Source organism: Psychrobacter frigidicola (genome assembly GCF_007997305.1).
GTDB lineage: Bacteria > Pseudomonadota > Gammaproteobacteria > Pseudomonadales > Moraxellaceae > Psychrobacter > Psychrobacter frigidicola.
The window spans coordinates 1197269-1222327 of the sequence record NZ_VORZ01000001.1 but is presented as its reverse complement, the minus strand read 5'-3'; the positions used below and the strand labels follow the sequence as shown (position 1 = coordinate 1222327).

At 42.8% G+C, this 25059-nt stretch carries 18 protein-coding genes and 2 tRNA genes; 14 read left to right on the top strand and 6 right to left on the bottom strand.

Features of this window, described 5'->3' with window-relative positions; translation table 11 throughout:
* Positions 1 to 46: 46 nt before the first annotated feature.
* Both ES754_RS04940 and ES754_RS04935 read left to right on the top strand, forming a co-directional pair.
* Positions 47 to 1822 carry an FAD-dependent oxidoreductase gene (locus ES754_RS04940; protein WP_147222581.1) on the top strand — a complete coding sequence of 592 codons (1776 nt, stop codon included), beginning with the start codon at positions 47 to 49 and terminating at the stop codon, positions 1820 to 1822.
* Between the two features lie 309 nt (positions 1823 to 2131).
* Positions 2132 to 3439: a lytic murein transglycosylase gene (locus tag ES754_RS04935; RefSeq protein WP_147222579.1), complete on the top strand. Its 1308-nt coding sequence runs from the start codon at positions 2132 to 2134 to the stop codon at positions 3437 to 3439.
* 192 nt (positions 3440 to 3631) lie between these two features.
* On the opposite strand, the gene ES754_RS04930 is transcribed toward ES754_RS04935, so the two are convergent.
* The 3 genes from ES754_RS04930 to ES754_RS04920 form a co-directional block, all read right to left on the bottom strand.
* Complete coding sequence (locus ES754_RS04930) at positions 3632 to 4435, bottom strand: YidX family protein (protein WP_227677676.1); 804 nt, start codon at positions 4433 to 4435, stop codon at positions 3632 to 3634.
* 275 nt (positions 4436 to 4710) lie between these two features.
* Positions 4711 to 4787: transfer RNA gene (locus ES754_RS04925), tRNA-Asp, on the bottom strand.
* 54 nt (positions 4788 to 4841) lie between these two features.
* Positions 4842 to 4917, bottom strand: a tRNA-Val gene (locus ES754_RS04920).
* A 311-nt stretch (positions 4918 to 5228) separates the two neighbouring features.
* On the opposite strand from ES754_RS04920, the gene ES754_RS04915 reads away from it, so the two are divergent.
* The 7 genes from ES754_RS04915 (at position 5229) to ES754_RS04885 (ending at position 15760) form a co-directional block, all read left to right on the top strand.
* Positions 5229 to 6866 carry a cardiolipin synthase gene (locus ES754_RS04915; RefSeq protein ID WP_147222577.1) on the top strand — a complete coding sequence of 546 codons (1638 nt, stop codon included), beginning with the start codon at positions 5229 to 5231 and terminating at the stop codon, positions 6864 to 6866.
* A gap of 116 nt (positions 6867 to 6982) precedes the next feature.
* Positions 6983 to 8479, top strand: a complete 1497-nt coding sequence (locus tag ES754_RS04910; protein ID WP_227677678.1) for a sel1 repeat family protein — start codon at positions 6983 to 6985, stop codon at positions 8477 to 8479.
* A gap of 172 nt (positions 8480 to 8651) precedes the next feature.
* Positions 8652 to 10214, top strand: coding sequence for a 3-deoxy-D-manno-octulosonic acid transferase (locus tag ES754_RS04905; protein WP_147222575.1), 1563 nt, complete (start codon positions 8652 to 8654; stop codon positions 10212 to 10214).
* A 72-nt stretch (positions 10215 to 10286) separates the two neighbouring features.
* Entirely contained in the window at positions 10287 to 11111 is an 825-nt protein-coding gene (locus ES754_RS04900) for a 16S rRNA (uracil(1498)-N(3))-methyltransferase (RefSeq protein WP_147222574.1), read from the top strand.
* Between the two features lie 194 nt (positions 11112 to 11305).
* Positions 11306 to 12454, top strand: coding sequence for an extracellular solute-binding protein (locus ES754_RS04895; protein ID WP_147222572.1), 1149 nt, complete (start codon positions 11306 to 11308; stop codon positions 12452 to 12454).
* 132 nt (positions 12455 to 12586) lie between these two features.
* Positions 12587 to 14251 carry an ABC transporter permease gene (locus tag ES754_RS04890; RefSeq protein ID WP_147222570.1) on the top strand — a complete coding sequence of 555 codons (1665 nt, stop codon included), beginning with the start codon at positions 12587 to 12589 and terminating at the stop codon, positions 14249 to 14251.
* Positions 14252 to 14401: 150 nt separating this feature from the next.
* Complete coding sequence (locus ES754_RS04885; protein WP_420825325.1) at positions 14402 to 15760, top strand: ABC transporter ATP-binding protein; 1359 nt, start codon at positions 14402 to 14404, stop codon at positions 15758 to 15760.
* Positions 15761 to 15785: 25 nt separating this feature from the next.
* On the opposite strand, the gene ES754_RS04880 is transcribed toward ES754_RS04885, so the two are convergent.
* Both ES754_RS04880 and ES754_RS04875 read right to left on the bottom strand, forming a co-directional pair.
* Entirely contained in the window at positions 15786 to 16655 is an 870-nt protein-coding gene (locus tag ES754_RS04880; protein ID WP_147223303.1) for a methyltransferase domain-containing protein, read from the bottom strand.
* Between the two features lie 59 nt (positions 16656 to 16714).
* Positions 16715 to 16990 (bottom strand): hypothetical protein, encoded by a 276-nt coding sequence (locus ES754_RS04875; RefSeq protein WP_147222568.1) that lies wholly within the window; start codon positions 16988 to 16990, stop codon positions 16715 to 16717.
* A 557-nt stretch (positions 16991 to 17547) separates the two neighbouring features.
* Between ES754_RS04875 and gyrA the strand changes: the two genes are divergently transcribed.
* From gyrA to ES754_RS04850, 5 genes are all read left to right on the top strand, one after another.
* A complete protein-coding gene (gene gyrA / locus ES754_RS04870) occupies positions 17548 to 20310 on the top strand; it encodes a DNA gyrase subunit A (protein ID WP_227677965.1) in 2763 nt (920 codons plus the stop codon).
* A gap of 228 nt (positions 20311 to 20538) precedes the next feature.
* Positions 20539 to 21609, top strand: a complete 1071-nt coding sequence (rarD, locus tag ES754_RS04865; protein ID WP_147222564.1) for an EamA family transporter RarD — start codon at positions 20539 to 20541, stop codon at positions 21607 to 21609.
* A 202-nt stretch (positions 21610 to 21811) separates the two neighbouring features.
* Positions 21812 to 22480, top strand: coding sequence for a glutathione S-transferase (locus ES754_RS04860; protein WP_147222562.1), 669 nt, complete (start codon positions 21812 to 21814; stop codon positions 22478 to 22480).
* Positions 22481 to 22630: 150 nt separating this feature from the next.
* A complete protein-coding gene (locus ES754_RS04855; RefSeq protein ID WP_227677679.1) occupies positions 22631 to 22867 on the top strand; it encodes a hypothetical protein in 237 nt (78 codons plus the stop codon).
* Between the two features lie 40 nt (positions 22868 to 22907).
* Positions 22908 to 24014: a ribonuclease Z gene (locus tag ES754_RS04850; RefSeq protein ID WP_147222560.1), complete on the top strand. Its 1107-nt coding sequence runs from the start codon at positions 22908 to 22910 to the stop codon at positions 24012 to 24014.
* 28 nt (positions 24015 to 24042) lie between these two features.
* Here ES754_RS04850 and ES754_RS04845 read toward each other — a convergent pair whose 3' ends face one another.
* A complete protein-coding gene (locus ES754_RS04845) occupies positions 24043 to 24987 on the bottom strand; it encodes an ATP-binding protein (protein ID WP_147222558.1) in 945 nt (314 codons plus the stop codon).
* Between the last annotated feature and the right edge of the window lie 72 nt (positions 24988 to 25059).

Below are 25059 nucleotides of genomic sequence, written 5' to 3'. Positions count from 1 at the left end.
CAATAATAAGCACAACACAAAAAGCATAAAATAATAAGGAAACTTTATGTCTAAGCCTAATTCTCAACAAAACAACTCTAAAAATAATAATTCTAACCTTACCGCTCAATCTGATAAGAAAAACATTCTAATCGCAGGCGGTGGCATTTCAGGGTTGACGGCAGCTTTTGAGTTATCCGAAGACCCCAGTCTTGATATCACTATAGTAGAATCAGGCGCTAGCTGCGGTGGCAAAATGATTGGCTACTTCAATACCGATAAGCAGCGCTTTGAAGAGCATTCCATTCGTGCACTGAGCTCTACTTATTTCTCGCTATTTAATATCTTTGACCGCGCCGGTCTATTGCACATGCTAACGCCTGTTGATGATTACCAGTTTTACCAAAGCGGTGACGGTAGTTTTAATTATGGAAATAAAGACGATGTTAATAAAGATGATGCGCGCGCAGAAAAAGGCAAGCGCGTTGCAATCGATAGGCGCGCAGCGATAGACTTACAAACTATTGAGTCGATGATTGATACTTTTGACTTGAATAAAAAAGACATGTTACAACTGGTACAGCGCATTGTGCATCATGTGAATGCCAGTGATGAAGAGCGTGCTGAGATGGCCTTCAAAAAAGTGGGTGATTTAATTGGTATTGAGGATTTTGATACTCGAACCAAGCAGTTTATTACCAATTGGTTTGGTATCTTAACCGGTGCCAGAATGCACAGTAAAGCGGTCGATATTATGGACAGCTTTGTGTTGATGTTCTTACCGATGACTGAAGCGCCAATATTGCCAGCAGGTGCGACCTCTAAATCTTACTGTTTTAATCGCCCAACCTCCGAGGTCCTTGAAACGCTAGTAGCGATATTAAAATCTCGGGGTGTGACTATTATTACCCAAGCACGAGTGTTAAATATGCACCGTCAGGATAATGGTAAGCTGAGCGTTGATATCAGTCGTACTAACATTAGTTGCACTAATGACAATGAAAGCAATGCTGATGAATATGATAACTTGCAACAGCACTTTGATGCGGCAGTTATGGCTCTTCCACACGAAGTATTATGGAAAATAGGGCTATTGCCACAAGTCAAAAAACCTTTTAACGATGAATGGTCGTTCGGTACTCAATATCCTTTAACACAGATGCCTGACGCTTTTAAACCGTTCTTAGGTAAGTCTTATAATTTATGTTTTGATGCGCCGTGGAACATTGTTTTCCAAATTCAGCATCGCGGTGGTTTTTGGCAAGATGTTGAATTCCCTGACAGCTTTGATTACAACTTATCCGCAACTTGTAGCTCACCGTTTAATAAAGGCGCACTATTTGGCAAGCGCTTTATGGAGTGTACGCCAAGCGAGGCTAAAGAAGAGATCTTATATCAGCTGGGTATTACCGATAATAAACAGCGCCAAGCTATCGCTAAAGGCGGTATTATCGACCCCATTAACCTGCGATATGTTGATGACTGGCAGGCATATGCTGATATCGAAACTGCTGAGATGGGTATCGTACAAGATAACGGTAAGCGCTGGGTAAACTTGGCGCAAATCTATGTGCGTAATGCCGATGACGCGCTGATTGATACCCAAACTCATTGGGACAATGTGGTAGTAGCGGGGGAGATAGTGTCAGTAGCTGGGCGCTGGAAAATCCCAACTATGGAGCAAGCCGCAACTTCGGGTAAGCAGGCGGCGCAAGCACTATTTACTTATCTTGGGAGTGAGAAACAAGTTAGCCTAGAGACCGCAACGCTGCTACATGAAGGGCGTTACAAATATCTTGATCCGTTAGTGATGACCTTGAATAAAGCGGCAAATATCTTATAGAGTTTATTTTTGATTTTTAAAAATATTAGTATTCAAAATGAGTCTAATCCATAAAACCATACTAATAACATTTATTAGTGTGGTTTTATGGATTACTTATATCTGGCAAATAATAAGCGCTGTACTTACCATCGACTTTATTACCAATTATTGCTAAAGTAACTTCATTTGTTGTTCGAGTAAATCTTTTGTTAGTCGAGTGGTTTTAGGGATTGCAAAACTATCCTGTGATAAATAGCACGTCCGTATTCTTCAACTTGTTCCAAATTTGATTTATTTTTTCAGTTATTATCGTTACTAGAGACTTTTATGATGTCAAAAAAGCAATATCTTGCGCTATTCCCTATATTGTTCTTAGCCAGTTGTGTCAGCCAAACACAGACGAGCAAACCAGTTCGTCAAGGCAATGTCCAAATTACTGAAAGTCAAACCATTATTAAGCCTGCGCCTGTCATCGTCCAGCCGAATAAGGTGGTAAAGCCTCAACCGACACCGCAGCCAAGCTATAGTAGCTTTACAGACTGGAAGTCGGACTTCTCGAAGCGTGCGATTGCCTCAGGGTATAATAGCTATGACGTCCAACGCTTGCTGGAATCAGCTTATTTGAATCAACAAGTTATCTCTTTAGATTCAGGTCAGCCAGAATTTTCAAAGATGCCTTGGGACTATGCAGATTCTGCGGTGTCGGCTGGGCGGGTAAATACTGGTAAAAGTAAGTTTGCAGAACAGCGCTCGTATCTATCAGGTTTAGAGTCGCAATATGGCGTTAATGCAGAGATAATTGCTGCAATTTGGGGTATGGAGTCGTCTTATGGTGCGGTGACTGGTAATAGCCATCTGCCAAGTGCGCTGGCAAGTCTCGCCTATGATGGTCGTCGCCAAGCGTTTGCCGAAAGCCAGTTATTATCATTAATGACGCTGCTACAACGCGGTGATGTGTCGTGGTCACAGCTAGAAGGCTCTTGGGCGGGCGGCATGGGACAGACGCAGTTTATCCCCACTACTTGGCTACAAGAAGGGGTAGATGGTGATGGTAACGGTCATAAAAATCCTTGGTCAACCGCTGATGCGCTGGCCTCTACTGCCAATTATTTGAGTAACTCTGGTTGGGTACGCGGCTTAGCACCTTTTTATGAGGTCACTTTACCTTCGTCATTTAATTACTCTACTGTCAATACTAAACAGTCTTTTGCCCAGTGGCGCTCGATGGGTGTGAGCAGCATTGATAACAGCTACCTAGATTCTGGAAAGGTTTTTGAGCTATGGCTGCCTGCTGGTAAAGATGGGCCTGCACTGTTACTGAGTAAAAACTTTGACGTTATTAAAGTCTATAATAACTCGTCAAACTATGCGTTAGGCGTGAGTTTATTGGGTAAAGCTATCGCTGGTCAAAGCGGATTGCAACAGTCATGGCCGCGCTATGAGCGTCCATTATCTACCTCTCAAGTGCGTAACTTACAGCAGCGTTTGACCAGTGCCGGTTATGATACTAAAGGGACTGACGGTATTGCTGGTACCAATACGCGCAATGCATTCCAGCGCTGGCAAGGGGCCAATGGGCAAACGCCAGATGGTTTTATTACTCAGCGTAGCGCTTCGTCATTAGCCTCATGGTGAAATCTCTGGGCAACGCCGTTTTTTGATAGCGATTATTGGCAGCAACTGTCATTAAATAACGAATCTAAAATTCCATAATAAAAAAGCACCCAGTCATAGGGTGCTTTTTTGTAAGTGTAGCTATCGCTTTAACAAGTCGCTGCTTTAAATAACTACTACTTTAAAAAATCGCTGTTTTAAATGGCTATGGTTTTAGTTTGACACACTATCAAGCAATTGAAATGGAAAAGTAATCACGTCAAATGCGAGTGCAAACGGCAGTAAGACTAGCTTTTCTACACCACTTTTGCCACTGCGCGAGACTTCATTTTGCTGCACCTGAGTATGAAAGCTTACCGTATATGGCTTACTTAGCGTACGATATTTCGACTGGATAAGGCTTAAATTATTAACTGGCGGATAAATTGCACCTTTAACCGGTACTGTAAAGCAAAAGCGCTGAGCGGATATGCGCGTATCGCTAGCAGTAGTACAATCTTGGCCGCCATTTTGTAGAAAAAACTGATAATCAGTACGCTTAAACTCATCTTTTAATTTGGCATAAGACAGCTTCATCTCACCTTGAAAATAACCATCATTATTAGGCAAATCAAACGTCATATCATTCTGAACTTGGATATTCTTTGGTGTTAGAGTGGTTAATAAACTTACCATTTCTGTCCCACCTTGGGTCAAAACATAGCTGTTTTTATTACCGACGATGACCATCGTCGCGTTTGGCATATTAGGTAAAGATTGTACAGGACGCCCAAATGCAACGATTTGATCCGTAGATAATGTCTGTGTGACACTCTTAGTACTGACATATTTGTCATTTTCTAACAGTGAGCTGGTCGCACAGCCGGAGCTGGCAAATATAGCGGTCATCGTTATGCCAACCACTGCTGACTTAACCAAAGGTAGCGCTATTGTTGATTTGGTATAATATTTCCTACGTTGAATAGAGGTTTTAGGCCGTTGTTCGTTATGTGAAGGAGTATTCGTGTTGTGAGTCATGATAAGGCTTCCTTGTCTACAGTATAATAACATCGTACCTTTTTTGGTCTTATCATACCTACTAAAGATTTTATTTAGCCTACTTTAAACAGAAGAGATACCGCTAGACACTTCGAACTTACCAAAACCTTGCTCGAAATATTGGTGGTCATTATTCTATTTATGAGTGATTAAGAAAAATAAACAGACACAAAAAAACCCCAAACAAAGTTATGTTTGAGGCGAAACTTGCATAAACTCGAGAGCTTAAATACGTTTTAGCTTTTTACTAAATATGGCGCAGCGGACGGGACTCGAACCCGCGACCCCCGGCGTGACAGGCCGGTATTCTAACCAACTGAACTACCGCTGCTTAGGTCGTTTTTAGCGTCTTGCTCTTATCAAGGAGCCCACTTCGCTAAAAGAGTGGTGGGTGATGACGGGCTCGAACCGCCGACATTCTGCGTGTAAGGCAGACGCTCTACCAACTGAGCTAATCACCCTTGAGAAAATGTCTTAAATAACATTTTCTAAATTAATTAAAACTGTCATATTCCAATTAATTTTTCTACAGCTAAAAGCTCATTAAAGCCACTTGCTGTGGGTGTGTAGTATATACATTTCTACCTACCTGTCAAATATTATTTTGCATTTTGCCTAAAATAGTCGTTATTAGACGAAAAATGCATAGAATAGGGAACGAGGCCTGAGTACATAGTTGCCTATTGTATGACTGATAAAAGCCACTATACTATGAGCATTTTAGGGCTTGTGGTTCAATGTAGTTGGTTTTACTTATACGAGTCATGTGGTTATGAATGTGAATATAAACGCTTTAAGTACTGAGCAGCACATTGCATCGTGGTCATGGACTGATTTTGCAGGGTTTGGTTGGATACTGCATATTATCCTAATGGTCGTGATGACTTTGCGTATTGTCTCCGTACAGCGCAATATTGGTGTGGCCATTGCATGGATAGCAATTTTGTATACGTTGCCTGTGTTTGGACTGATCACCTATGTTCTGGTCGGCGAGCCGATGATCGGTAGTCGCTATCGTCAGCGGATGGATCAGGCACGGCTGCTCATGAATGAGATGGCAGAGCGTGAGCGTTTGGTGTTTAATAAAGGCCAAGAGTTGCTGCCCGAGCACTACCGCGGTGTTAGTAAAATTGGTACGCGTTGGACGGGTTTTGGTGTCTTTGCTGGTCACCAGATGCAGCTATTGACTCATTCTGAGGCTATATTTGAGCGTTTGATTGAGGATATTGAGGCGGCTCAACGTACGATTTTGATGGAATTTTATATCATTTATCCTAAAGGGCAGGTGCTAGATGTTATAGAAGCACTAGTGGCAGCTGGTCAGCGCGGGATAGAATGTCATATTCTTATCGATAGCGTTGGTAGTTTTAGTTTCTTTAATAGTGCAGAACATCGGGAGTTAGAGCGTGCGGGTGTTTTTGTGCATCAATCGCTACCAGTAGGATTGTTTAAGACGTTATTTAAGCGCTCAGATCTGCGTAATCACCGTAAGATTGTGGTTGTTGATGAGCACATTGGCTATATCGGTAGTTTTAACTTGGTTGATCCAAAGTTTTTTAAGCAGGATATAGGGATCGGTCAGTGGATTGATATGGCGATACGTAGTGTCAGTGAGAACGAGGTCAGTATTGCAACGGCGATGGCTAAGGTAGTAATCACTGATATTGGCGCTGAGAATAGCGACAATTTAGATGAGTTACATAAGCGAGTAAACAGTTATACGCGTAAGCTGTACGTACGACATCCAACCATTAATGATATGAACAGTCGGATACAGGTACTAAATAATGCGGTAGATTATATTGAGCAGCCGATTACGGGAGCGACATCCATTGTCATTCCGAAAATGCCTGTAGTAGACGGAGTGGTGGCACAGCTGATTCCCTCAGCGCCTCAAGTGACGGCGCATGTAATTTATAATACTTTGGTAACCGTTATTCACCGCGCCAATAATCGAATTCAAATTACCACCCCCTATTTTGTTCCGGATGAAGCCCTATCAGGGGCGCTAGTAACCGCAGCCAAACGCGGGGTTGACGTGACGTTGATTATTCCCGAAAAGGTCGATTCGTTTTTAGTCCAGCATGCCTCACAAGCGTATTATCAGGAGCTATTAGAGGCGGGGGTGACCATTGCGTTATTCAAAGGAGGACTACTGCATGCTAAAACAGTCGTTATTGATGATGATTACTGTCTGTTCGGCACGGTCAATATTGATATGCGCAGCTTTTATTTGAATATGGAGGTAACTTTGGCTATTTATACGCCAGAGATGGTCGCGCAAGTTGCTGATTGTCAGGAATCGTATTTACAAAGCTGTCGTTTTATGGGATTAGATGAATGGGAGCAGCGCCGGGATTATGAGCGTTTATTTGATAATGTCGTGCGTCTGTTTAGTCCTTTATTGTAGCGATTTGGATTTTGGGTTAAGGTAACGGCTGAGCGCTTTAATTACTGACAATACTGAACACTCAATATTATAATCGATCGCTGCTCACTTATTTAATAAAAGGATAGGCTTGCCTTATGCCGGTTATGTCTGCAACCTCTTTACCCAAAACGCCACTCGATTATGTCGCAGAAGGCTACTGGCAAGACTTCTTAACTAATCGTCCTATTGCGGGCGGTATTGCCTATGAGGCGGCTTTGCATAATTGTCAGTTAGATAAGTCATTACTGAGCTTGCAACGGCTTGATACGCTGATTTTGCAGATGCGTCGAGATATGATTAAGGCTAATATCTGGCATGAAGACAAGTTGTTAGCGGATGAGCGCTATCGTAATTTGCTGATATTTCTAGCCTTTTATGCAGGACAGGTATTGGCAAAACAGTGGCAAAATATGCCCCATTGGTATGGTCAATTTGAGTTGCGTGCGCGATATCCTGAATTACCCTTGATAACTGATGACTTTTATCGACATATGGCGGTACTGTATAAAGCTGCTGCTACCCAGAATGAAGGCATAAAGGCTGAAGTGAGTGACAAGGTAGCCGTGCCGTTATTCTTTGCTTTAGAACCGATAGGAATGCGCTTATTTGGTCATATTGACCGGCAGTTTCAGGCACTACAAGGGGGACAAGTTGCCAGCGGCTTATATCAGGCAGTTAGTGCTTTGTTACCTAATTTCACATCCAATAAAGCCAATAATAATGTCAACACTGAGTTTTCAGCGAATAATAGCTTAATAGATGACACACTAATAAATAAAAGCCCACGTGCCAGCCAGCCCATCGTTAACACAGCACAACAGATATCTGTTGCATCAACATCATCGTCACCAGTTTCAATAACTAAAGTAGCACCGACACCCATTTTAACAAAAAATTTAATAACAGTGCCTGATAATATTCAGCCAACGCCAATCCAAACTCAGCCAGCGCCACCAAAACCAGCCATTCAAATAGCCCCAACACCTGAAATATTTACTCAACTTCTCACCGAATTGGATGAGATTGAACTGGTACAAACAGCGGGCAATGAGGACTATAGGCAAGCACGTAAAATTCTTGACCAGTTTGAACGCCATATTGCTAAGCAGCATAAAGCACGCGCCCAAGTGATGTTTTCACATAAGCACCAAGCGTCACGCGAGCAAGCCCTTGTTTTACTAAATAAATCTGCAATGGCTGGTAATACTGCCGCGATGCTGCGATTGGCGATGTATGAGTTATTAGGTGAAGGCTTGTCAATAAATAATTTAGAAGATAAAGCCGCCAGTAAAGAGGCGGGCGTTGATTGGGTCAAACAAGCCGCTAGTACTAAGGATAGCCGCGCCCAGCGTTTGCTAAGTAAAATGTATTATCAAGGGGTAGGCGTGACGCAAGATATTGAGACTGGTAAACAATGGCTTGAACAAGCGGCTAAGAATGGACATCTCGAGGCAGAAAGCCTTGTAGCGCAGTGGCAGCAAGCGCAGATGTTAATTACCACGCGAGAGCAAGAAGAACATAGCTTTAAGCGCTATCAGCTTTTAATTGCGGCAGTAATAGTTGCGGCTGTATTATTAATTATTTTTGTGTAGTCATCTGACCTTTGATTATGGTTTCCTTATTAATCTTGTTTTTCTTATAGCAATTTTTAATAATAATTTCTCATTAAATGGTGCAAAACTTATCTTTGAATTTGAGCTGTTAAATCCTAAGCCTCATATAAATAAGTCTCATATATATACAAAATAGCTGAACAGTCATCTTATGGAAATAAATTCTACACCAGTAACTAGACGCCCAGTCAGTAACCCACCTTGGTATTACCGCCTAATTATTAGCTTATTAAAGCCTTTGTATCGCCTGCAAGTATGGCGGCGCTCACATAAGCGTGATAACTATCAGCAAGAGGTCGCGCAGCGCTTTGGTAAGCATTATCCGCCGCGCCCAGTGACTCAAGCTAAAGCCAATCGCAAAATAATTTGGTGTCATGCGGTGTCACTGGGTGAAACCAATACGATTGCGCCATTGCTGGATAAATTACTACAACAGGAGTATCAGATTTGGCTGACCAACACTACGCAAACTGGTTTTACCCGTGGTGCTAGCCGTTTTGCAGAGGCTATTGTTCAAGAGCGCATGAGTCACAGTTACGTGCCAGTCGATACCCCAGCAGTTATTAAGACTTTCTTAGCGCATGTGCAACCGGTCGCTGCTATGTTTGTCGAAACTGAGCTGTGGGCAAATACCTTAACAGTGCTTGCCCAGCAGAATATTCCCAGCATCTTAGTCAATGGTCGGTTATCAGCAGCGTCTTTTAACCGTTATCAAAAAATTAGCGCAGTCAGTGCCAGTATGATGCAAAACCTAACGTTAATTATTGCTCAAGACGATGAATCAGCTGAGCGTTTTCAACAATTGGGTGCTCATAGTTCGCAAGTTCAGGTGACTGGCTCGCTTAAATGGGTAATTAATGCACCTAAAATAACTCATAGTAATGACGATAATTTAAAGCAAAAAAAAGACCAAGATACAGCAGAAAAAAACGCTATTATTCTTAATCAACAAGCGCTCAACGAACAACCTACCGATATTGAGTTACGTCATTTGAAGCGCCCTATTTGGGTCGCTGCCAGTACCCATAGCGGTGAGGAAGATATAGTATTGTCATTGCAGCAGCAATTATTAGCCATACCTGAGCTTAGCGATACCTTATTAATTATCGTGCCAAGACATCCTGAACGCTTTGATGAAGTCGCAGTTTTAATTAAAAAATTAGGATTAAATATGGCGCGGCGTAGTAGTAAGGAGAACGTCACCGCGCAGACGCAGGTTTATCTGGCTGATAGTATGGGCGAGCTGATGACTTGGTTTGCGCTGGCTGATGTGGCATTGGTCGGTGGTTCTCTAACGGATATTGGCGGTCATAATCCGGTTGAACCGGCAAGCGTGGCGACACCTATCTTGATGGGACGCTATACCCAGTCATGCCAAACTGTGGTGGACAAGCTTGCTGGCGTTGGCGCATTATATCAACCGCATAACGATTTTTATCGTCCTATCGCTACCGTTAAGCCGTTTGCCGAGCACGATAAAGCTGAGCTTATTGCGCAAGCTGCTGGTGTTGATGGTGGTGTTAATGCGAGTGTTGATGCTAACGATAACGCTCTTATTTATAACCAATTGCAATTTTGGCTAAGTCATCTGCCTCTTGCTAACCAAGCAGGGCAGGCAGGCGCAGAATTAGCCGAGCAACAGCAAACCGTACTGACGCGTCAGCTCATGATGATTGAAGAGGTCATTGCGCAGTTTGCTAATAGTAACCAATAAATTCTATTACCAAGCTTTATTAATAATAGCCCTTTACCTTAAGATAGCCTTTCACAGTAAGTAATTGACTTTATGAATTGTATTTTATTACCTGCTGATCATTTTTCACGACCTTTTGCAAAGATTAGCGCCATCAGCCAAATTGAACATATCAATAAAGTATTGGGCGCAAAAGTTGGCGATACCTTAAAAATTGGTGAGCTTGGTGGTAATTTGGGCAGCGCAGTTATTGATAAAATGACAGCTGATAGTATCCAACTGCGTGATGTACAGTTAGATAAACTACCACCTGCTAAACTTGATGTGACGGTAATTTTGGCCTTGCCACGCCCCAAAGTATTGCGGCGCTTAATTATGGATATGACCGCGCTTGGCGTGCGCGATATTATTCTGATCAATAGTTATCGTACTCAAAAAAGTTACTGGCAAAGTCCCTTATTAGCGCGTTTAGATGAGTTCGTCTTAGAAGGCCTACAACAAGGCATCGATACGATCGCGCCAGGTATCAGTTTGCAAAAACGTTTTAAGCCTTTTGTTGAAGATGAGCTGGCAAGTTTGATTACTCATCATGCCATCGTCGCCCATCCTTATAGTGAGCAATCATTATTGGCATATTTACGCCAGCTTTCTTTACCGTCAGTTTCATCGTTAAACGAGCAGCCAGAGTTAGCTACAGCTGACGGTTACTCTGTGAAGGAAAACCCAGCTGTAAATACACTAGAGACTGCGTTACCTAGTGTGGTTTGTATTGGGGCGGAAGGCGGTTGGATTGATTATGAGATTGAGCTATTTGCTGCGCAAGGCTGTCAAGCGGTGAACATAGGCACGCGAGTTTTACGTACTGAAGCGGCGGTAAATGTGGTTTTGGGACATTGGCTGCTGCACAGTTCATTCTAGGTTATCTCTTAATAGCATGACAGTGTAATCATAAGCTAATACAAATGTATTGATAACTAATCTCATTTGTATTAGTATGTTGCTTTCAGTTTTTATCATTTTGTGATTAACGTTTTTTAAGTTTTTCTTATCTATTAGCAGTTGATTAAATAATCCTACCTCATCTACTTATTGCCCCATTTATGGAGAAAACCATGCCGTTGAATGCCGTTACAGCATTGCCCTCTTTTACTCGTCCTGTAAAGGCCACCTTATCTGTTGCGGTCTTTAGCTTGATGTTAGGTTTGGTTGGTTGTAATAAAGCGGAAACGCCTGAGCAAGGAGCCGATACCGATGCGCCAGTAGAAACTACCGCCCCAGTCGCGGGTCAAGATGCTGCGACCAATAGCACTGCAACGGCCAACAGTGATCAAGTGGTGACCATTTACTCTTCACGTAATGAGCAGTTAATTAAGCCATTATTAGATCAATATACCGAAGAAACCGGTGTGAAGATTGAGCTGGTCACGGATAAAACGGGTCCACTAATGGCGCGTCTAGATGCTGAAGGTAAGAATACGCCAGCAGATATGCTATTAACAGTTGATGCCGGCAACTTATGGCAAGCGGCGGAGCAAGGCTTGTTGCAACCCGTATCTTCTCCTATTTTAGAGGCTAACGTTCCTGCTAAGTACCGTGATCCTAAAGGCTTGTGGACAGGTCTGTCTCTACGCGCGCGTACTATATTTTATGACCCAAGCAAAGTTGATGCTGCCCAGCTATCAACCTATGCCGATTTAGCCGATCCAAAATGGAAAGGTAAGCTATGCCTGCGCTCATCGAAAGCGGTTTATAATCAGTCACTAGTTGCCAGTATGATGGAAAACTTAGGCGTAGAAAAAACGGAACAAGTTATTCGCGGCTGGGTGGATAATTTAGCAACGGACGTGTTTAGTGACGATACCAGCATGTTAGAAGCCATTGCTGCTGGTCAGTGTGAAGTCGGTGTTTCTAATAGCTATTATTACGGTCGCCTGCTTGATGAAAAACCTAATTTCCCAGTAAAAATATTTTGGGCGAACCAAGACACTACCGGTACCCATGTGAATATTTCAGGAGCTGGGGTCATTGCAAACTCAGACAATCCAGATGGCGCGCTTAAATTGATGGAATGGTTATCGTCTGATAAAGCACAAGGTTTATATGCCAGCTCTGATAAAGAATATCCTGTCAAAGAAGGTATCGATGAGTCGGATTTACTCAGATCTTGGGGTCCGTTCAAACAAGATACTATCAGCGTTCAAAAGTTTGGTGCTTTACAGACGCAGTCTATTCAATTAATGGATAAAGCGGGCTACAAATAATTCGCCAACTGTCTCTTAGCCAAATATGCTTAGCTAAACACAGCCAGTCTAAACACTGCTTTGATACATACAATATAATACGATTTTTTTATGCGTCTGATATGGTAATAATTTTATGATGACATTAAATCTATGATGACCATGCCAAAAGCGTCTAATCGTCAAAGCGATACGGTCAAAAAAGCCCGTGTTGCTAGTCAAGACCATACGGTCGGCAAACGGATTATCTCGAAATCAGTCTTAGGACTGATTTCGTTGTTTATGCTCGTCCCAATTTTAATTGTGCTGTTGTCATGGACACAGCCGGTGGCAGATATTTGGACGCACATGCGTGAATATATACTGCCGCAAGTGCTCAAAAATACGGCAATATTATTACTGATGGTGACAGTAATCTCTGGCACTATAGGCACTGCGCTTGCGTGGGTGACTAGTATGTATCGTTTTCCTGGACAGCGGTTTTTTGCGTGGGCGCTGATGTTACCACTAGCAATCCCAGCTTATGTTTTTGCCTTTGTCACGATAGGCATTGTTGATTTTAGTGGGCCACTGCAGACAGGGCTGCGTGATTTTGGTATCAGTACCGCTATTCCCTCGGTGCGCAATGTATGGGGTGCCGGTATTGTACTGTCGCTGGCATTTTATCCTTACGTGTATTTACTGGCGCGCCAAGCTTTTTTATCACAGGGTAGGCGCGCTATTGAGGCGGGTCAAATGCTGGGACTAAGCCGCAGTCGAGTGTTTTTTCGTTTGGCGTTACCGCAAGCGTTACCTTGGGTTATTGGTGGACTCTTACTTGCTGCGATGGAAACCCTCGCTGACTTTGGGGCTGTGTCTGTATTTAATGTAGATACCTTTACCACGGCTATTTATAAAGCGTGGTTTGGCTTTTTTAGTTTAACCACTGCCGCACAGTTGGCTGCCTTACTTATTGGCGTAGTGTTTATCGTTGTATTATTTGAGCAGTATTGGCAAGCCAAGCGTGGCAATGCAGTGACGCAAGGAAATAGTCGTCGCTTTGAGACCAGTATACCGGCTAAGTACGCGATGACGTTACTATGTACCGTGGTGTTTTTTATTGCCTTTTTAGTGCCGTTCTTACAGCTGGTGTATTGGACAGCGATGAATTTTCAGCAAGATTTTGATGCGCGCTATATTGGTTTTGTTACCAATAGTCTGCTGCTTGCTAGTATGACAACGTTATTTATCGCCGTTCTAGCCGTTATCATTGCATGGGTTAAACGGCAGTATCCGGATAAATCGACTAAATTGATGACCACTTTAGCCAATTTAGGCTATGTCGTGCCGGGGACAGTGTTGGCTGTTGGCGTATTTATACCGATTGCATGGCTAGACAATCAACTGATTGCTTTTGGCATTACCTCACATCAAGTCTTGTCAGGTAGTGTCATTGTCATGCTGCTGGCATTATCAACCCGCTTTATGACCGTTAGCTTTCAGCCTGTTGATCGCCAATTACAACGCTTGACTATTAATCAAGAGGCCGCAGCCAAGTTGCTCAGTGATAGCCCCTTTCAGCGCTGGCGACAAGTGGTGTTACCAGTGCTTAGCCCAGGCGTATTAACTGCTTTATTAATGGGCTTTGTTGAAGTCATGAAAGAGATGCCTATTACTTTAATGACACGTCGGCAAGGTTGGGATACGCTGGCAGTACGCGTGTTTGAGATGACCAGTGAAGGCATGTGGGCAAGAGCCGCCTTACCAAGCTTACTCATTGTACTGGTCGGCCTGATTCCGGTCTGGATATTGCTGCGTCAAAGCGACAAAACTGGCTAGCCATATCTGCTAAAATATCATGTCTATTGAAACTCTATGTTATAGCACTTATTCAACCTACATTAGGCAGATAATAAAATAGATTCATTACTTCATGTTTATCGTTCTACTCATTAATCGCTTACTGGTACTGTTATGTATACTGACTTTATGAACGACTCGACCGACCACCCAGACGCCAAGGCAGCCAAGACCAAAGCTCGGCTTAGCAATAAAAAAGCGTCTTCAGCGTCAATATTATTAGCACCGAATGCTCAAAAAAAGCGGTTACAAGACGGCCAAGCACAAAATTGGCAGGCGGAGAGCATGCAAGCTCAAGATAGTAAGACCTCTAAACAAGATAAAAACCATACAGGATATTTCAATCCTGCAATTACTGATAAACCCTATTTTAGTGTGCAAGATTTGGTTGTAGGATACGACGATACAACGGTGGTGGATGGGCTGTCCTTAACTTTACAACAGGGTGAAATTGGCTGTTTTCTGGGCTATAGCGGCTGCGGAAAAACTACAGCCCTACGAGCAATTGCAGGGTTAGAACCCACACGCTTTGGTATTGTTAGTCTAAATGAGCAATGTTTGACTGAGCAGACTAAGCGCAAATCCTATGCGGTTTCTCCGGCTAAACGTGGTATGGGCATGGTGTTTCAGGACTATGCGCTGTTTGGGCATTTAAGCGTTGCTAAAAACATCGCCTTTGGTTTGAATAAATGGTCAGCAGCGGATAAAAAAGCGCGGGTAGCCGAGATGTTAAGTCTGGTTGAATTGTCTGAACATGCGGATAAGCGCCCGTCTGAGCTTTCAGGTGGTCAACAGCAGCGGGTGGCTCTCGCGCGCGCCTTAGCACCAAAACCTAAATTATTGCTACTTGATGAGCCATTCTCTAACCTCGATGTGGTATTGCGTGAATCGCTTGCCATGAGCGTACGAGATATTCTTAAACGTACCAATACCACAGCAATTTTAGTGACTCATGACCAAAATGAAGCCTTTGCATTAGCAGATAAAGTGGGCGTCATGCATCAAGGCAAGCTGGTACAATGGGCAACCCCAACTGAGTTATATCATGAGCCCGTCAGTCCGTTTGTCGCTGAGTTCGTCGGTGAAGGGGCGATGATTGATGGCATTATTGAAGCGGGGCATGTTGAGACCGCGCTTGGTGACATTTATCGGCGTATGGAATGCTATGATGAGGCTGGGCAGCCGCAGTACTGCGAGTATGACTATCCCAATGGGACACTGATTAAGGTGCTAGTCCGCCCTGATGACATCATTCATGATGATGACAGTACGCAGACAGCGTTGGTGGTTGGGCGTGTATTTCGTGGGGCAAATTATCTATATCGCCTGCAATTAGACGACGGACAGACGGTATTGGCCTTGGTGTCCAGCCACCATAACCATGAAGTAGGTTCGCGTATTGGCATACTACCGATGCTAAAACATGTGGTGGTCTTCGACGAAAAAAATGTCAACGCTACCACGTGGTCAGAATACGATATGTCATAAGCCGTTATTAAAGTGCTTAGTTATATTAGATTTGACGAGTCGCCAATATGTGCAAGTAACGTCCTAACCATTTATAAGGTTCTTGCCGAGAGTAGCGTAACTCCATCCGAATAACAGCTTCAGGGTCGTTATGACCGCCTCGTTTGAGCGGCGCATAATCATGGAATACGCGTAGACCACTAGTGAGTACGGTTTGATAATGATGCTGTTGTAACCATGACTCGACTTCTTGCTTGGCGACCGGATGATTCGGGGTCAAGCTTTTTTTGTTATCAGCTTTATAATTCGTGTTATCGAGTAAATTAAAATTACCCATAATCAGGTTACGATAATCAAAGCTTGCTGGGTTATAAAAACACAGTGACAGCGCACCATTTTCAGTGAGCTGACTGTCAAAAAAGTCCATAATATCTGCCGGTTCTGCCAGCCATTCAAGTAACGCATGACACAGTATTAAATCAAAAATTTCCGTACTATCAGCTGAATTGTTAGCCGCCAACCTACCTGCAAGTTCTTGATACGGACAAACATACCATGTCAGATTACCAAGAGTATCAGCATCCTCTACACTTGCTTTTGCTTTATCCAACATATTGGCTGAGATGTCATTAACTACTACTGCATGTCCCCGCGCTGCCAGCTCAATTGCTATTTGTGCCAATCCTGCACCCACATCCAAAATACGTAGCGGACGGCCAAGTGCCTCTGTCATCTGTTCAGTATATTCGAAAATATCACGCCGTAATACTGCTAATCGAATATCTCCTTTTAAGCCGCCATAGACTTTTTTTTCAAAATGATCAGCAATAGCATCAAAGCTACGGTCAGTACGTGTCTCTTTAGTTTCTATTAGTTTTTGTGCTTGGTTGTCTTTATTATCATTGTCAGTTTGCATAAGCATTTACGCTGTCTTTATTAAAGTAAAAGTAATGAGGTTGTCTAAGTAGTATGGCATTAACGTCGCCGATTGATAACCCATTTAAAAATCAGCTTGGACAAGGTAATAATCACAAATACGACGACTATAAACACCCAAATACCCGTGCCTTGCAAATTAGCCTGATACGCTTGAGCTAAATAGGCAGATAGTCCCATGGCAATCAGTAATGAGCCCCAACGTACAAAGGGCAAGGCGCTATAGTTATGATTGGGAAATTGGACAGCATAATCGCTAGAAAAACTGTAAAGCACCATTGCTAAAATCCAGATGATAGATAAAACGATGTCCATAAGAAGAAGTGCCTATATATTAAGTAGCTGTATAGTAAGTGTCTGAATATTAAAGAGCTATGTTTTAAAGGGTGATAATATAATGGCACATACTAAATGCCTATTTTAAACATTGCTTAGTGTAGCGAATAGAAATATTTTATCTACCCTATACTTATAAAAATATCTAAAACCCTTTTATCTTATTACTAAAAAAACTCCAGCAAGCGGTTTCTAATCGATCATTCACAATGTGGAAGTTATTAGAACAAAACGGACATTTTTATACCGTATACCAGTCGTAAACCTCATGGTTTCTCTACTGTTAATAACGTGCAAAAGCCCCTAGATGGGCAAATTTGTGCTAAAATAGCTTCTTTTATTCAACATTAAAACTATCGCCATTTCTCTCTACCTTTGCGCTATTTGTATGGCTTTTTTTATGGTTTAAAGTTGACAAGTCAACGGTGTCTCAGACCGTTGTTTTCAACAACGACCTTATTTAACTCTCCATCAAAGCTGCTGATGATCAACGTCAGTAAAAGTGCAACCTCTAGAGAGTGAATGTGAGTGAAGGAATGTATATGAGCGAATCGGTCAGTCCTATTGGTATCGTCGATGAATTAAAACAATCCTATTTGGATTACGCGATGAGCGTGATTGTCTCGCGCGCGCTGCCCGATGTGCGTGATGGATTCAAGCCAGTACACCGCCGTGTGATGTATGCCATGCACGTGTTGTCGAATGATTATAATAAGGCTTATAAGAAGTCGGCACGTGTCGTCGGTGACGTCATTGGTAAATACCATCCCCATGGCGATAGTGCAGTGTATGATGCGATTGTGCGCATGGCGCAGGACTTTAGCTTGCGTTATCCAATGGTCGATGGTCAAGGGAACTTTGGTTCGATTGATGATGATCCACCGGCGGCGATGCGTTATACCGAAGTGCGTATGACCAAGTTGACTCACCAAATGCTGGCGGACTTGGATAAAGATACCGTCGATTGGGAAGACAACTACGATGGTTCTGAGCGCATGCCAAGCGTCATGCCGGCACGTGTTCCGAACTTATTGGTCAATGGGGCAACTGGTATTGCGGTCGGTATGGCAACCAATATGGCACCGCATAACTTGACCGAAGTTATCAATGCTTGCTTAGCCTATGCTGAGAATCCTCAAATCTCTGGTGAGGAGCTGATGACGTATATCTCAGGTCCTGACTTCCCGACCGGCGGTATTATCTACGGTCGCGCTGGTATCCAAGATGCTTATCGTACGGGTAAAGGTCGCCTGCATATTCGTGGTCGTTATCATATTGAGCCAATGACTGATACGGGTGTTAACCGTGATCGTGAGCGTATTGTGTTCACTGAAGTACCGTATCAATCTAACAAAGCTAAGATGATTGAGCGTATTGCTGAATTGGTTCGCGATAAGAAAATTGAAGGTATTAGTGAGATACGCGACGAGTCTGACAAAGACGGTATGCGTATCGCTATCGATTTACGTCGCGGTGAAACCGCTGAAGTTATCGTCAATAACCTGTTTCTACAAACACCACTTGAGTCTAGCTTCAGTATTAACATGGTGGCGCTAGATAATGGTCAACCTAAATTATTGACCTTGCGTCAACTGATTGCTGCTTTTGTACGTCATCGTCAAGAAGTCGTGACCCGTCGTACTATTTATGAGTTGAATAAAGCGCGCGTTCGTGGTCATTTGCTCGAAGGTTTGACTGTTGCATTGGCGAATATTGATGAAATTATTGCAGAGATTAAAGTGTCTGCAAGTCGCGCCATGGCCCGCGAAAACCTGCTCAATAATACGTGGGGCTCAGGCAGCGTACAAGCAATGCTTACAGCGGCAGGTAGCCAATCCGTACGTCCTGATTTCATTGAAGGCGAAGATCCAAAAGCACCGTTTGGCTTAATTAAAGATGATGATGAAGCTAAGCAGCGTTATCGTTTATCTCTCGATCAAGTCAACGCGATTTTAGAGATGCAATTACATCGTTTAACGGGTCTTGAGCAAGATAAACTGACAGAAGAATATCAAGATTTATTACGTGAAATCGCTCATTTAGAATCTATTCTTGGTGATTTTGATAAGTTGATGACGATTATCTCTAATGAGATGATTGAGATTCGTGAAAACTTCGGCGATGAACGTCGTACTGAAATTGTTGATTCACGTACTGACTTTAGCCGCGAAGATTTAATTCCAGAACAAACGGTAGTCATGACCGTTTCGCGTACCGGCTATGCCAAAACCCAACCAATCGACGATTATGTCGCACAAAAGCGTGGCGGTAAAGGCAAGTCTGCCACCGCTATGAAAGAAGATGATGTGATTGATCATTTGGTTGTGACATCAACGCATGCAACGGTACTGTGCTTCACGGATACCGGTCGTGTGTTTAGCTTACGCGGTTTTGAAGTGCCGATAGCCAGTCGCGGTGCACGTGGTCGTCCATTAGTGAACCTGATCGGACTTACCGGTGATGAATCAGTCACGACTATTTTACCAATTCCGCAAACTAAAGACGAGGTGACGGGTCATTTTGTATTCTTCGCTACTGCCAACGGTACTGTTAAACGGGTTGAGCTTGAGCAGTTTGCAACTATCCGTTCTAACGGTCTTATTGCGGTTGGTTTGGAAGAGGGCGACAAGTTAGTTAGTGCCCGTATTACCGATGGCACGCAAGATGTCATGCTGTTTGCATCGAGTGGTAAAGCCATTCGCTTTGATGAAAACGATGCCCGCTCAATGGGTCGTACCGCCAAAGGCGTGCGCGGTATGCGCTTGGCTGAAGGCGATTCTATCAAGTCGTTGGTCGTTATCAAAGAGAATGTTAGCGAAATCCTCATTGCTTGTGAAAATGGCTTTGGCAAACGTACCTTTATCAACGAGTTTAATACCCAACATCGTGGCGGTGGCGGTGTGATTGCCATCAAAACCAGCGAGCGTAATGGCGCTTTAGTACGAGCGACTAAAGTTGAGCCTGAAGATGATATTATCCTAATATCTGATAAAGGTACATTGGTACGCACGCCCGTTGAGCACGTCGCTAGTGCAGGTCGTAATACCCAAGGCGTTACCCTAATTCGTCTGTCAAAAGATGAAAAGCTCGTTGCTATGGCGCGAGTTGAGCATGACGAAGACGATAATGCTCTAATCGATGCATTGAGAGAGGACGGCACGTTTGAGGTAGATGGTCAGGCACAAATAGATATCGATGCAGCGACTGGTAGCACCGATATGTCTGACATCTCTGAAACTATTGATATTGCCAATGACTATAGTTTAGATGACGAGGCATTAGGCGACGATACGGAATAAGTATTTAAATTGATGGCCTGATAGACAGGACAGATAGCTGTCTATCAGGCCATGTTTTGAGCCATTTAAAGAAGATAATTTACTATAATTTGTCTTAATATTATTTCAGCGTTTTAATAAAAAGCCTCCGACGTCATCGTCTGAGGCTTTTGTTTTTTCTTATAAATTACTAGTAAAGAAATTATTTTAAAGTCTGTTTTTCTAAACTATTTTTTAAAGGCTATTGTTATGTCGACTGGCAATCAAACGGTGCAGGGAACTGCTGCTGCGGTGATAGCGAATTTTTTATTTTCGTTACTGTTCTTATTCGGCCTGTTCTTACAACCCTTATCAGGTACGCAAGTAGCGGCGTGGCGAATAGTCATGATGCTGATTAGCATTGTTTTGTTGATAAGTATCTTAAAACAATGGCAGCACACTTTCGATTATCTCAAAACGTTAAAAACACCAAAAGAATGGCTGCTATTTATATTACCAACACCGATTTTGGGTGGACAAATTTGGCTATTCATGTGGGGCCCCGTTAACAGTTTAGGGCTTGATGTGACCTTAGGGTACTTTTTATATCCATTAGTGATGATACTGGTCGGCCGCTTTTTTTATAGTGAAGAGATGAGTGTTTTGCAGTGGGTTGCCACTATGTGCGCGGCCATCGGTATTGGCTACGATGTTTTTCAATATGGGTCGATATCGTGGGCAACTTTATTTGTATGTTTGGGTTATCCCCCTTATTATCTGCTGCGGCGCAAATTGGCTGTACCCCCTATCACAGGTTTATTGTCAGATTTGGTGCTATTGTTACCGGTTGTTTTGGTGATGCTTTATAATAGTGGCGGCTTTAACATGGCATTACATGCGAGTAAACTTTGGTATTTATTACCGCTACTAGGCATTGTCAGTACGGCCGCGATGTCGCTGACAATGGTTGCTAGTAGTAAATTGCCCGTGTCATTATTTGGTACATTGTGCTATCTAGAACCCGTATTCCTATTCATTTTTTCAATTACTATTTTGAACCAAAATGTCGAAGAGGCAGGCTCATTGTTAATGTACGGTCTGATATTTGCCGCGTTATTAATTATGATTTTAGACAGCGCGCTGAGTTATATAGCTCGCAGGCGCGACGACCGTCTACAAGCCTATGATGATTTGCAAATTAACAGTTTTCCACCACGCCGCCGTATAAAAAATCGGCGTATTAAGGGGGTACTGTTGGCGCATCGCTTTCGTAGAATCAGACGCTATCAACAGAAAATAGATAAAATGAATCGTAAAATTGACCGACTACATTCTAAGTAAAACGCTTTTGTGGGATGGTCTATTTATATTGATATTAAGAAAATTTAATTAAAATTTGACTGGATTAAGATTGACCAGACAGGCATTGTTTTTCGTAACCGTTGCGCGCGCGTGCTGTGTTCAAGGTGAGTTAAGTGCGCTATGATTACTAACAATAGTGCCTTTTTACCTCGTTTATGATAACTTATTATTAGGATAACCTATGTTACATTTGCATCACTTAGAAAACTCGCGTTCGTTCCGTATTTTGTGGCTATTAGAAGAGCTGGGAGTAGATTATAAGCTGACTTCTTATAAGCGTAATAAAGCGTACTTAGCACCTGACAGCTTAAAGAAAATACATCCACTGGGTCATGCGCCTATATTAGAAGTGGACAATCAGGCGTTGGTTGAATCTGGTTTCATTATTGAATATCTCATTAAGCATTATGATACAGAACAGCGCTTTAAGCCTGCTGATGATAATGATGCTGCGTGGGATGCGTACACCTTTTGGATGCATTTTGCCGAAGCATCAGTAATGCCTTTATTGGTCATGCGTTTGGTATTCACTAAAGTTGTCGAAAAATCGCCAATGCTGATAAAACCTATTAGTAAAGGCATTCGTAAGCAAGTCGAAAACACAATGATTAATGACAATCTAGCGAAAATGCTGACCATGATGGAGCAACAGTTACAGGACAACCATTGGTTCGCAGGCGAAGCTTTTAGCGCTGTTGATATTCAAATGCATTTTGCAGTGGTCGCTGCCAATACAGGCGAAGGATTAGACAAGGCAAGATATGCTAATTTATTAAATTGGCTGAAACGCTGTCAGGAACGGGACGCTTTCAAACGTGCGGAACATAAAGGTGGACGTATCCAGTTTTAATAGAGATATTGATAGTTAACCTAAAGTTTTATATGCAATAAAAATGGCTAATGTTAAGTAACATTGGCTATTTTTGATAGGATATCTTATAACTCATTACGCATAAAACAATATGTATAAAAGATTACTTATAATATAAAAGGTAAGGCAATGACAGAACCTAATAAGCTTGGCGCTAAAGCTACTGGCCCTTTGGTAGCGCAAGAAATTAATCAGCAACAAGTTTCTATCAAAGCATGGTCACAAAAGATATTGGTTGCTTTATTATGTGTTGCGAGCTTTTATGGGGGCTGGAAGTCACATGAATCGAGTATGGTCAATCAATGCTTTGCCAGCGGCGGACAAATCGTTGAAGGTGGAAAAACTCTATTATGCAAATTATCGTAGATGGAGTGCCCTTATTTATGTCTAAGATGAATAACAAACTATGCTACAACTGACTTTTTTAGGAACATCGGCGGGGGTGCCTACCAAGCAACGTAATGTAACTGCGCTTGCAATTGAATGCCTTAATCCATATTCGTCAGGGTCTAAACAAAACAGTCGCAAATCGCGCCCGTGGTTGCTGATTGATTGCGGCGAAGGTACTCAGCAGCAGCTTTTACATACCAAATTGTCCCTGCATCAATTGACAGCGATTTGCATTACCCACGTACATGGCGATCATTGTTATGGACTACCAGGCTTATTAGCCAGTGCGGCTATGTCAGGACGACGTGAACCACTAACACTTATTGCTCCAAAGGCAATTGCAAAACTTCTGGATGCAGTGACTTTAACCACTGAACTATATTTTCCATTTGCTGTTCATTTTATGGCGATTGAGGATATATTGTTTCAGCAAGCGGGTAAGGTCGCAATTACTCTAGATACGCAGCAACAACTTACCATTGACATTACGCCGCTATCGCATCGTGTACCATCTTATGGCTTTGGTATCACTCAGACTATCAGTCGTCGTACCTTGAACACCGATAAACTAGTAGCAGAAGGTATCCCTGCAAGTGCGTTATGGGGCAAGCTACAACAAGGTAAGGATGTCTATATAGAAAGCGGGCAGCAATTGCGCTCAGCGAATTATGTCAATAGTGAGGAACTGTGCACCCGAGTAATTATCGCTGGAGACAATGACACGCCAAGTTTGCTTGCAGATGCCGTCAAAGAGGCTGATTTGTTAGTTCATGAAGCGACTTATACTGCTGAGGTATTATCCAAAATCCAAGCTAAAAATCCGGACTTTGATCCGATGCATAGTAGCGCACAACAAGTCGGTAGGTTTGCGCAAGAGATTGGCGTTAAGAATTTAATCTTGACTCACTTTAGCGCCCGTTATCAAAGCTTTGATAATCCACAAAGTAACACACCAAATATGGGACACATTCGGCAAGATGCCAAAAGTGTTTATAAAGGTAACCTATGGCTGGCAGCAGATTTTGCGCAATATCTGGTTAATGGTGTAGCGGAAGAAACAGCAGAAGGTCAAACGGATAGCCGCGTACTATACTTAGGTTCTGCACGCGGCAATAAACAGTAGTGCTTTAGAATGAATCTTTAGCGATTTATTAAAGTGCATTATCCGCAGCTTTTAATTGCGCCTGACCTATCCAATAACGACTAAACTGATAGGCTACTCGTCCCGAACGTCCGCCACGCTCAGATGCCCAACGCAATGCATCAGCTCTAGTTTTTTCATCCAGTTCATGATTGTCAATCCCGTCTTCATCATTGCTAACAATACTTTCCGTAATTTGCCCTTGCTGAATGGTTAAGTAATGCTGAACGATTTGCAAATAGGTTTCTTGATTCATCGGATAAAACGATAACCATAAACCAAAGCGATCGGATAATGATACCGTCTCATCAATCTCTTCATAAGGATTGACCTCATCAGTCTGACCATTGTAAATATTGACATTATCTTTCATCAGCTGCGGCAATAGATGGCGGCGATTACTAGTAGCGTACACTAGTAGATTGTCTTGCTCAGAATCCAATGATCCATCCAATACGCTTTTTAGGGTACGATAGCTCTCATCTTGCCCATTAAATGCCAAGTCATCACAGTACACTACATAACGACAATGACAGTCAGCAGGTAGGGCGTTAATAGCGGCGCGAATTTTATCGAGTACGAGCAGGTCATCACGAGCAATTTCAATAATGCGCAACCCCTCAGAATGATAGGCTTGAAGCAATGCTCGTATCAGCGATGATTTGCCCGCGCCGCGCGTACCCGTCATTAACACATGATTTGCAGGATATCCTTTTAGAAACTGTCGTGTGTTTTGTACTAGTTTTGACTTTTGAGTGTCGATTCCATGTAGGTCGTCTAAACTCAAAAATAGATTGACTGCTAAGGGTTCTAAATGACCGGTACGCCCACCAACCCAGCGATAGGCCAGCTGCTCAGGGTTAATCTCAATCGTTGGGGTTACTTGCTGTTGTAAATATTGACTCAGTAAATCTAGCAATGGGGCGGGTAGGGCGTAATGGGCAGAGGGTATCATATCAGCTCTATAGTGGTCAGTAAGGTAGTAGTTGGCGAATAAAAAGGGAATATAACTATACTACAAGTAATT

Bases quoted from the DNA above. Each gene is read 5' to 3' on its own strand.
- ES754_RS04880 (WP_147223303.1), bottom strand. From the start codon at position 16,655: ATGCAAACTGACAATGATAATAAAGACAACCAAGCACAAAAACTAATA.
- ES754_RS04850 (WP_147222560.1), top strand. From the start codon at position 22,908: ATGCTACAACTGACTTTTTTAGGAACATCGGCGGGGGTGCCTACCAAG.
- ES754_RS04855 (WP_227677679.1), top strand. From the start codon at position 22,631: ATGACAGAACCTAATAAGCTTGGCGCTAAAGCTACTGGCCCTTTGGTA.
- gyrA (WP_227677965.1), top strand. From the start codon at position 17,548: ATGTATATGAGCGAATCGGTCAGTCCTATTGGTATCGTCGATGAATTA.
- ES754_RS04915 (WP_147222577.1), top strand. From the start codon at position 5,229: ATGAATGTGAATATAAACGCTTTAAGTACTGAGCAGCACATTGCATCG.
- ES754_RS04890 (WP_147222570.1), top strand. From the start codon at position 12,587: ATGATGACCATGCCAAAAGCGTCTAATCGTCAAAGCGATACGGTCAAA.
- ES754_RS04895 (WP_147222572.1), top strand. From the start codon at position 11,306: ATGCCGTTGAATGCCGTTACAGCATTGCCCTCTTTTACTCGTCCTGTA.
- ES754_RS04905 (WP_147222575.1), top strand. From the start codon at position 8,652: ATGGAAATAAATTCTACACCAGTAACTAGACGCCCAGTCAGTAACCCA.
- ES754_RS04935 (WP_147222579.1), top strand. From the start codon at position 2,132: ATGATGTCAAAAAAGCAATATCTTGCGCTATTCCCTATATTGTTCTTA.
- ES754_RS04845 (WP_147222558.1), bottom strand. From the start codon at position 24,987: ATGATACCCTCTGCCCATTACGCCCTACCCGCCCCATTGCTAGATTTA.
- ES754_RS04930 (WP_227677676.1), bottom strand. From the start codon at position 4,435: ATGACTCACAACACGAATACTCCTTCACATAACGAACAACGGCCTAAA.
- ES754_RS04900 (WP_147222574.1), top strand. From the start codon at position 10,287: ATGAATTGTATTTTATTACCTGCTGATCATTTTTCACGACCTTTTGCA.
- ES754_RS04885 (WP_420825325.1), top strand. From the start codon at position 14,402: ATGAACGACTCGACCGACCACCCAGACGCCAAGGCAGCCAAGACCAAA.
- ES754_RS04875 (WP_147222568.1), bottom strand. From the start codon at position 16,990: ATGGACATCGTTTTATCTATCATCTGGATTTTAGCAATGGTGCTTTAC.
- ES754_RS04910 (WP_227677678.1), top strand. From the start codon at position 6,983: ATGCCGGTTATGTCTGCAACCTCTTTACCCAAAACGCCACTCGATTAT.
- ES754_RS04860 (WP_147222562.1), top strand. From the start codon at position 21,812: ATGTTACATTTGCATCACTTAGAAAACTCGCGTTCGTTCCGTATTTTG.
- ES754_RS04940 (WP_147222581.1), top strand. From the start codon at position 47: ATGTCTAAGCCTAATTCTCAACAAAACAACTCTAAAAATAATAATTCT.
- rarD (WP_147222564.1), top strand. From the start codon at position 20,539: ATGTCGACTGGCAATCAAACGGTGCAGGGAACTGCTGCTGCGGTGATA.